Below are 8663 nucleotides of genomic sequence, written 5' to 3' on the forward strand. Positions count from 1 at the left end.
ACGGCGCGGAGTACTCGCTGGTCGACTACAACCGCGCCGGCATCCCGCTCGTGGAGATCGTCACCAAGCCGATCACCGGGACGGGCGAGCGCGCGCCCGAGGTGGCCCGCGCCTACGTCCAGACCCTGCGGGACATCTTCCGCGGGCTCGGCGTCTCCGAGGCGAAGATGGAGCGCGGCAACGTCCGGGCGGACGTCAACCTGTCGCTGCGTCCCACGCCGGACTCGCCGCTGGGCACCCGCACCGAGACCAAGAACGTCAACTCGTTCCGCTCGGTCGAGCGCGCGGTGCGCTTCGAGATCTCGCGCCAGGCGGGCATCCTCGACGCCGGCGGCACGATCGTCCAGGAGACCCGGCACTGGCACGAGGACACCGGGACCACCACGGCGGGCCGGATCAAGTCCGACGCCGAGGACTACCGGTACTTCCCCGAGCCCGACCTCGTGCCTGTCGCGCCGAGCCGCGACTGGGTCGAGGCGATCCGGGCCTCGCTGCCCGAGGCACCCGTGGCCCGCCGTCGTCGGCTGCAGGGCGTCTGGGGCTACGCCGACGCCGAGATGCGCGATGTCGTCAATGCCGGCGCCGTCGAGATCATCGAGGCGACCGTCGAGGCGGGGGCCGACCCGTCCGCGGCGCGCAAGTGGTGGATGGGTGAGCTCGCGCGCACCGCGAAGAACGACGGCATCGAGCTGGCCGACCTGCCCGTCACGCCGGCCCAGGTGGGCGAGCTGCAGCGGCTGGTCGACGCCGGCCGGATCACGGACAAGCTGGCCCGTCAGGTGCTCTCCGGCGTGCTCGCGGGGGAGGGCTCGCCCGAGGAGGTGCTCGTCGCGCGCGGCCTGGAGGTCGTCTCCGACGACGGTCCGCTGCTCGCCGCGATCGACGAGGCCCTTGCGGCCCAGCCCGACATCGCCGCGAAGGTGCGCGACGGCAACCTCGGCCCGGTGGGCTCCATCATCGGCGCGGTCATGAAGGCCACTCGTGGCCAGGCCGATGCCGCACGGGTGCGCCAGCTCGTCCTCGAGCGCGTCGCGCAGGGCTGAGCCGATGACGAGCACGCCGACCCTGTGCGGCGAGATGGTCACGCTGCGCCCGGTCGCGCCGCAGGACGCCGACGGGATGTGGGAGATGGTCTCCGCGGACCCGGAGGGCATGCGCATGACCGGGACGACGGCCAGCTTCACGCGCGAGGAGATCGACGTGTGGTGCGCCGAGGTCGCCGAGCGGGACGGCCGGCACGACTGGGCGATCACGCACGGCTCCGACGAGTACCTCGGCGAGATCGTGCTCAACGGGATGGACACGCTCTCCCGTAGCGCGAACCTGCGCCTGGCGCTGCGGCCGGGGCAGCGCGGCCGCGGGTTCGGCGGGGAGGCGATCGAGCTGGTGCTCGACCATGCGTTCGCCGAGCAGCCGGCCGGGCTGGGCCTGCACCGCGTGTCGCTCGACGTGCTGAGCATCAACCCGCGCGCCCGCGCGCTGTACGCGAGCCTCGGCTTCGTCGAGGAGGGCCGACTGCGCGAGAGCCACCGCGACGGCGACTACTGGTGCGACACCCTCCTCATGGCCCTGCTCGAGGACGACGAGCGGCCCGCCCGCACGGGCGCGCCGGCGGGGAGCACGGCGCCGGCCCGGCGAGGGCAGTGAGCGACCGGCGGTGAGCGACGAGCGGCGACCGCGGAGCGTCTACGGGGTGGGGTCCGAGCCCGATCCCCGGTTCAGCATGGCGAACGAGCGGACCGCGCTGGCGTGGGTCCGCACCGGCCTGGCCCTGGTGGCCGGCGGGGTCGCACTCACGTCGTTGGCCCAGCTCGCCGGGTTCGGTCCCCTCCTCGACGTCGTCGCGGCCGTGTCCTGCCTGCTCGGCGCCGTCGTGGCCGTCGGCGCCCTGCGCGGGTGGCGCGCCACCGAGCGCGCGATGCGCACGGGCGAGGTGATCCCCCCGCCGCACCTGCTGCCCGTGCTCGTCGGCGCCGTGGTGCTGCTCGCGGCCGTGCTCGGCGGCTTCGCGCTGGGCCAGCTGTGGTGACACCCCCCGCGGCCGCCGCCGAGCGCACCGCGTTGGCCTGGCGGCGCACGGCGCTGGCCTCGACCGGCCTCGGCGTCCTGGTGGTGCTGCTCTGGGTGCGGCTCGGGATCCCGCCGGTGGCCCTCGGGCTCGTCGCGGCGCTCGCCGTGCTCGGCGTCGTCCCGGCGCTCGTGGTGCTGGTCCGCGAGCACTGGTCGCACCGCTCCGACCCCGCAGCCGAGGTCGTGGCCGTCGTATGCAGCACCGTGGTGCTCGCGGTGGTCGGTGCCGGGGCCTCCGCCTGGGCAGCGGTGCGCTGACCTGCCGGGTGCCTGACAGGATGATCGGGTGCTCACCCTCACCGTCGGCCACGACGACCAGCTCGAGACGCTCGTCGCCACGCCGCTGCCGGACGACGTCCGGGTGGTCCGCTGGGACCTGCGCGGTCCGCTCACCGAGGTCGACCCGGCGTCGGTCGACGTCGTCGTCGTGCCGCACTACATGACCCGGCCCGAGCGGCTGCTGCTGCTGGGCGACCTGCCGAACCTGCGCGTCGTCCAGCTGCCGAGCGCGGGCTACGAGCACGCCGTGCCGTACCTGCCCCCGGGCGTGACCCTGTGCAACGGCCGCGGCGTGCACGACGCCGGGACCGCGGAGCTCGCCGTCGCCCTCACGCTCGCGTCCCAGCGGGGGATCGACCAGGCAGTCCGCGACCAGGACGCGCACCGGTGGGCGCCGGTCTTCCGCTCCTCGCTGGCAGACCGCCGGGTCCTGGTGCTCGGCCACGGCTCGGTGGGACGGGCGATCGTCCGGCGGCTCGAGGCCTTCGAGGTCGACGTGGTCGCGGTCGCCAGCAGGGCGCGCGAGCAGGACGGTCGCAGCGTGCACGGGATCGACGAGCTCGGCGGCCTGCTGCCGGGCGTCGACGCGGTGATCGTCATCGTGCCGCTCACGGAGGCGACCCACCACCTCGTCGACGCCGCGTTCCTCGCGTCGCTGCCGGACGGGGCGCTGCTCGTCAACGTCGCGCGCGGCAAGGTCGTCGACACCGACGCCCTGCTCGCCGAGCTCTCCTCGGGACGGCTGCGGGCCGCGCTGGACGTCACCGACCCCGAGCCGCTGCCGGCCGACCACCCGCTGTGGGACGCGCCCCACCTCGTGCTGACGCCGCACGTCGGCGGGTACACGAACGCCACCGGGCCGCGGTTCGCCGACCTGCTACGCCGGCAGGTGGCCGCGCTGCACGCCGGGCTCGAGCCGCTGAACGTCGTCGCGCGGACCTGAGGTCCTCTGGCCCGCTCACCCGCGCGGGCCGGGCCGGTCCGACCCGCGCCCCGCCGCGCGCCCGCGAGCGTCGAGACCGGTTCAGCCGGCGTCGCGGCCCAGCACGCGGTCGAGGAGTGCGAGCGTCTCGGCGTCGTCCTCGATCCCGCCCGCCTCGTGGCCGTTGTAGCGCCAGACGCGCAGCTCGGCCGGGCCGGCGTAGGCGGCGTGCGCCGCGACGACGGTCGACGGCGGCACGATGGCGTCCATGAGCGCGACGGAGAACCGCGCGGGCGCGAGGGCGCGCCGGGCGAACGCGACGCCGTCGACGTAGCCGAGGGTGCGCAGCACGCGCTCCTCTGCCCCGCGGTGCACGGCGAGGTACGCGACGACCTCGCTGAACGGCGCCGCGTCCGTGACGAGGATCGCGCGGGGGATGTCGCACAGGAAGGGCGCGTGCGCGCCGACCGCTGCGACGCCGTCGGCCAGCGCCGCGGCGGCCAGGGCGATCGCGCCGCCCTGGCTGTGACCGACGACGGCGATGCGGTCCGGGTCGACGCCCGGCAGCCGGCGCGCGGCGTCGACGGCGCGGACGCCGTCGGTCAGCAGCCGGCGGTAGTAGTAGGTCTGGGGGTCCTCGATGCCGCGGGTCATCACGCCGGGGAACTGGGGCCCGGCGCCCCACGGGTCGGGCGTGTGCCCGGTGCTCCAGCCCGAGCCCTGGCCGCGCGAGTCCATCTGGAGGTGCGCGTACCCCGCGCTGGCCCACAGGAGCCCGTCGAGGTAGCTGCCGCGCCCGCCGCCGTAGCCGACGTACTGCACGACGGTCGGCAGGCGGTCGGTGGTGCCGGCCGGGCGACGCAGCCACGCCCGCACGGGGTCGCCGCCGAAGCCGGGGAAGGTCACGTCGTGCACCTCGACGGTGCGCAGCGGGCCCGCGACGGGCGTGGCGACCGGTGCGGCATCGTGCCGCCGGGCCTGCGTCAGCGTGGCGGCCCAGAACTCGTCGAAGTCCGCCGGTTCGACCAGCGCGGACCTGTGCTGCCACAGGGCAGGCTCGGGCAGGTCGGTCAGCACCGGTGGCCCGCCGTCGGGTGCTGCACCGAGGCGCTCACAGCGCGCGCGTCGAGCCGCGCTCGACGAGCGACGTGGGCAGGCGCACGTGCGTCTGCTCGACGGTCTGCCCGTCGAGCAGACGTGTGAGCAGCCCGATCGCCTCGGAGCCCATGCGTTGGATGGGCTGGTTCACCGTGGTCAGCGGCGGGGTGGTCAGGGCCGACTCCGGCACGTTGTCGAAGCCGACGAGGGACAGGTCGCCCGGGATGGTGAGCCCGAGGTCCGCCGCGGCGTCCATGACGCCCAGCGCCGAGAGGTCGTTGGCCGCGAAGACCGCCGTCGGGCGGTCCGCGGCGGAGAGCAGGGCGGTCGCGGGCTCACGCGCCGTCTCGCGCCGGTACCCGCCGTTGGCCACGAGGGCCGGGTCGAACGGCACGCCGGCCCGCTCGAGCGCGACGCGGTAGCCCTGCTCGCGCAGCCGGGCCGACTCCAGGTCCGCGCGTCCGCCGAGGAACGCGATCCGGCGGTGCCCGAGGCCCAGGAGGTGCTCGGTGGCCAGGATCCCGCCGGTGAGGTTGTCCGAGTCGACCGTCGGCAGGCCGGAGGGGCCGGTGTGCGGGTCGATCGCGACCACCGGGACGATGCCCCGCACGTCCACCACCGTCGGGGTGACGAGCAGGGCGCCGTCGATGAGGGTGCCGCTGAGCCGCGACAGGTACCGCTTCTCCCAGCCGACCTCGGAGCCGGCGCGCCCGCCGCCGGAGTAGGCCAGCAGCTCGTAGCCGGTGCCGGCGATCGCCGCAGAGACGCCCTTGAGGATCTCGGTCGAGAACGGCTCGAACTCGGCCACGAGGATGCCGATGACGTTGGTCCGGTGGCTGCGCAGGCTCCGCGCGACGAGGCTCGACTCGTAGCCCAGCTCGTCGATGACCTTCTGCACGCGCGCCGACGTCGACGCAGCGACACCGTACCGCTCGTTGATGACCTTGGAGACGGTCGCCACCGACACGCCGGCGGTGCGGGCGACATCGGTGATGGTGACGCGACTCGACTGGTCCACGGGGCTCACCCTAGGGCGCGAGAACGGTGACGATATCGTTGACGGCCGTCGTGTCGCCGGACCCGGTGCGGAGCGGACCGTCGGCGACCTGACGATCGACGACCGCGCTGCGCACCACGCGGGCGTCCGCGAGCGTCACCTCGTGGACGGGGCCGACGAGCTCCGTGGTCGCGGCGGTCGCACGCTCGGCGCACGACGGGCCGACCCAGAGCTCGACCGTTCCGGGCTCGACCACGCGCGTGAGCGTGCGGTCGGAGAACGCCAGGCGCGTGGTCGGCACGTCGAAGCGCACGCGAACCCGCTCCCCGGGGTCGAGTGCCACGCGGTGGAAGCCGAGCAGCTGAGCCACCGGCCGGGTGACCGAGGCCCAGACGTCGCGGGCGTAGAGCTGCACGACGTCCTCGCCGGCACGGTCACCCGTGTTGGTGACCGTCACGGAGGCGGTCAGCGAGCCACCGGCGGGGACCTCGGCGTCGACCACGAGGTCGGTGTGCTCGAACTCCGTGTACGACAGGCCGTGGCCGAAGGGGTACACCGGCGTCGGGTCGGTGCTCGTCACCTCCGACGGCCCCCCGAGGATCGGCTGGAGGTACGAGTACGGCTGGGCACCGGCCGAGCGGGGCATGCTCACCGGCAGGTGCCCCGACGGGTTGACCCGGCCGCTCAGCACACCGGCGACGGCCGTGCCGCCCTCCTCCCCGGGGAAGAAGGCCTGGAGCACGGCGGCCGGACCGCGGCCCGGGGCCGTGGTCCAGCCGATCGCGTACGGCCGGCCGGTGACGAGCACGAGCACCACGGGTGTGCCGGTGGCGACCATGGCCTCGACGAGCTCGCGCTGGACGCCCGGCAGCTCGAGGTGCTCGGCGTCGTTGCCCTCGCCGACGGTCCCGCGGCCGAACAGCCCCGCCCGGTCCCCGACGACGACGACGGCGACGTCGGCGCCCCGCGTCACCTCGACGGCTTCCGCAAGGCCGGACCGGTCCTCGCCCTCGACGTCGCAGCCGCGCGCGGTCACGATCTGCGCGCCGGAGCCAGCGAGCTCCGCCGCCAGCCCGGCCGCGACCGTCGGCACGGCGAAGCCGAGCGGCACCTGCGGGTGGTGGGCGAGCACGTGGTTGGCGAACGAGTAGCAGCCCATGAGCGCCGCGGTGCTGTCCGCGTTGGGCCCCACGACCGCGACCCGGGCCGGCGCGCCGCGGCCCGCCCCGAGCAGCGGGAGCACGCCGTCGTTCGCGAGCAGGACGACCGACTCCTCGGCCAGGCGGCGCGCGACGTCGCGGTGCGCGGGGGAGTCCAGGTCCACCGTGGTCGGCGGCTCGCCCGCGAAGGTCTCGTCGAGCAGCCCGAGCTCCTCCTTCTGCGCGAGCGCGCGCAGCACGGCGCGGTCGACGAGGCGCTCGTCGACGAGCCCGGCGGCGACCCGGGCCGCGAGCGGCTCGAGGAACGCGTCCCCGGTGGGCAGCTCGACGTCGATGCCCGCCGCGAGCGCCTGCGCTGCCGCCTCGCCCTTGTCGCGGGCGACCGCGTGCATGACGTGCAGGAAGGCCACGGCGAAGTAGTCGGCGACGACGACGCCGTCGAACCCCCATCGCTCGCGCAGCAGCGTGGTGAGGTACGTCGGGTCGGCGGCCATCGGCACGCCGTCGATCTCGGTGTACGCGTTCATCACGGACCGCGCGCCACCGTCGAGCACCGCCATCTCGAACGGCGGCAGCAGCACGTCGGCCAGCTCACGGGGTCCCGCGTGCACGGGTGCGTGGTTGCGGCCGGCCTGCGACGCGGAGTACCCCACGAAGTGCTTGAGCGTTGCGTGCACCCCGGCACCCTGCAGGCCCGTGACGTACGCCGTGCCGACCACGCCGACGAGGTAGGGGTCCTCGCCGATGCACTCGTCGACCCGTCCCCAGCGCGGGTCACGGATGACGTCGAGCACGGGCGCAAGGCCCTGGTGGATGCCGAGCTCGCGCATGGACCCGCCGATGAGGCCGCCCATCTCCGCGACGAGCGCCGGGTCGAAGGACGCGCCCCACGCCAGCGGGGTCGGGAAGGTCGCGGCCTTCCACGCGGCCAGGCCCGTGAGGCACTCCTCGTGCACCAGCGCGGGGATGCCGAGCCGCGTCTGCGTGCGCAGCCGCCGCTGCTCGGCCCACAGCCAGGCCGCGCGCTCGACCGGGTCGACCGGCCGGGTGCCGTAGACGCGCGTCAGGTGACCGACCCCGTCGCGGGTGAAGTCCTCGAGGAGCGAGGCGCGAGCCATCTCGCCCTGCATGGGCGCGACCACCTCGCCGCCCTCGTCGACCCAGTAGCCGACGATCTGCGCGAGCTTCTCTGGCAGCGTCATCCGCGCGTGCAGCTCGCGGACGCGCTGCGAGACGTGCGGCATCGCGGGGAGCGGGATGTCGCGGTGGGGGAGAGTTGGCACCTGTGCGTTCCTTCGGTCGTCCGAGCCCTGGGGCGTCGTGCGCGCGGCATGCGCGCTGCGGGGGTGGTGGGCGCTCGTGCCGGCTACCCCTTGACCGCGCCCTGCAGCCCGTTGACGATCCGCTTCTGCATCGCGAGGAAGAAGATCAGCGCCGGGATCATCGCGAGCGTGGTGAACGCGAACACGCCGGCGGTGTCGGCCGAGTGCTCCGAGGAGAAGTCGGCGACGCCGAGCGGCAACGTCTTCATCTCGCCCTGCAGCAGCAGCAGGGGGAGCAGGTAGGCGTTCCATGACCCGACGAACGCGAGCACGCCGACGGTGACCACGCCCGGCCCGGAGAGCGGGACGAGGATCCGCCAGAAGAAGCCGAGCCGGGAGGCGCCGTCGAGCATGGCGGCCTCCTCCAGCTCCACGGGGAGCGCCTGCAGGAACGGCCGCAGGATGATCACCGTGGTCGGCAGGGCGAACGCTGCCTGCGGCAGCGCGACCCCCAGCCAGGTGTTGCCGAGCCCGAGGTCCTTCGAGATGAGGATGAACAACGGGATGATCGCCACGGTCGCGGGGAACAGCAGGCCCATGACGAAGATCAGGTAGAGCGGCTCGCGCCACCGGAAGTGGTAGCGCGCCAGCGGGTAGGCCGCCATGAGGCCGAAGACCACGACGATCGTGGACGTGATGAGGGCGATGACCGTCGAGTTCATCGCGTACTGCCAGAAGGCTCCGCTGGTCAGCACGCCCTGGTAGTTGGTGAGCACCCACGGGCCCGGCATGCCGGCGGGGGACTCGGCCAGCTGCGCATTGGTGCGGAACCCGCTGAGCACGCCGTAGAGCACCGGGCCGAGAGTCATCGCGAC

9 protein-coding genes are annotated in these 8663 nt (G+C 74.5%); 5 read left to right on the forward strand and 4 right to left on the reverse strand.

Going from position 1 to position 8663, the window contains the following annotated elements:
- From gatB to PKY62_RS10840, 5 genes are all read left to right on the forward strand, one after another.
- Positions 1 to 1043: Asp-tRNA(Asn)/Glu-tRNA(Gln) amidotransferase subunit GatB (gatB, locus tag PKY62_RS10820; RefSeq protein WP_324536822.1), on the forward strand; the 1043-nt coding region annotated here is incomplete at its 5' end.
- A 4-nt stretch (positions 1044 to 1047) separates the two neighbouring features.
- Positions 1048 to 1647, forward strand: coding sequence for a GNAT family N-acetyltransferase (locus tag PKY62_RS10825; protein WP_324536824.1), 600 nt, complete (start codon positions 1048 to 1050; stop codon positions 1645 to 1647).
- A 46-nt stretch (positions 1648 to 1693) separates the two neighbouring features.
- Positions 1694 to 2029, forward strand: a complete 336-nt coding sequence (locus tag PKY62_RS10830) for a YidH family protein (protein ID WP_324536826.1) — start codon at positions 1694 to 1696, stop codon at positions 2027 to 2029.
- Entirely contained in the window at positions 2026 to 2328 is a 303-nt protein-coding gene (locus PKY62_RS10835) for a DUF202 domain-containing protein (RefSeq protein WP_324536828.1), read from the forward strand. The genes PKY62_RS10830 and PKY62_RS10835 overlap by 4 nt, the downstream gene beginning before the upstream one ends.
- 28 nt (positions 2329 to 2356) lie before the next feature.
- Positions 2357 to 3292 carry a 2-hydroxyacid dehydrogenase gene (locus PKY62_RS10840; RefSeq protein ID WP_324536830.1) on the forward strand — a complete coding sequence of 312 codons (936 nt, stop codon included), beginning with the start codon at positions 2357 to 2359 and terminating at the stop codon, positions 3290 to 3292.
- Between the two features lie 81 nt (positions 3293 to 3373).
- Here PKY62_RS10840 and PKY62_RS10845 read toward each other — a convergent pair whose 3' ends face one another.
- The 4 genes from PKY62_RS10845 to PKY62_RS10860 all read right to left on the reverse strand — a co-directional run.
- Complete coding sequence (locus PKY62_RS10845) at positions 3374 to 4348, reverse strand: acetylxylan esterase (RefSeq protein ID WP_324536832.1); 975 nt, start codon at positions 4346 to 4348, stop codon at positions 3374 to 3376.
- A gap of 34 nt (positions 4349 to 4382) precedes the next feature.
- Positions 4383 to 5387, reverse strand: coding sequence for a LacI family DNA-binding transcriptional regulator (locus PKY62_RS10850; RefSeq protein WP_324536834.1), 1005 nt, complete (start codon positions 5385 to 5387; stop codon positions 4383 to 4385).
- Positions 5388 to 5397: 10 nt separating this feature from the next.
- Positions 5398 to 7770, reverse strand: a complete 2373-nt coding sequence (locus PKY62_RS10855) for a beta-xylosidase/alpha-l-arabinosidase (RefSeq protein ID WP_324536838.1) — start codon at positions 7768 to 7770, stop codon at positions 5398 to 5400.
- Positions 7771 to 7892: 122 nt separating this feature from the next.
- The coding region (locus PKY62_RS10860) for a carbohydrate ABC transporter permease (protein ID WP_324536836.1) at positions 7893 to 8663 on the reverse strand (771 nt) is incomplete at its 5' end.

The sequence above is a fragment of the Actinotalea sp. genome (assembly GCF_035443605.1).
Lineage (GTDB): Bacteria > Actinomycetota > Actinomycetes > Actinomycetales > Cellulomonadaceae > Actinotalea.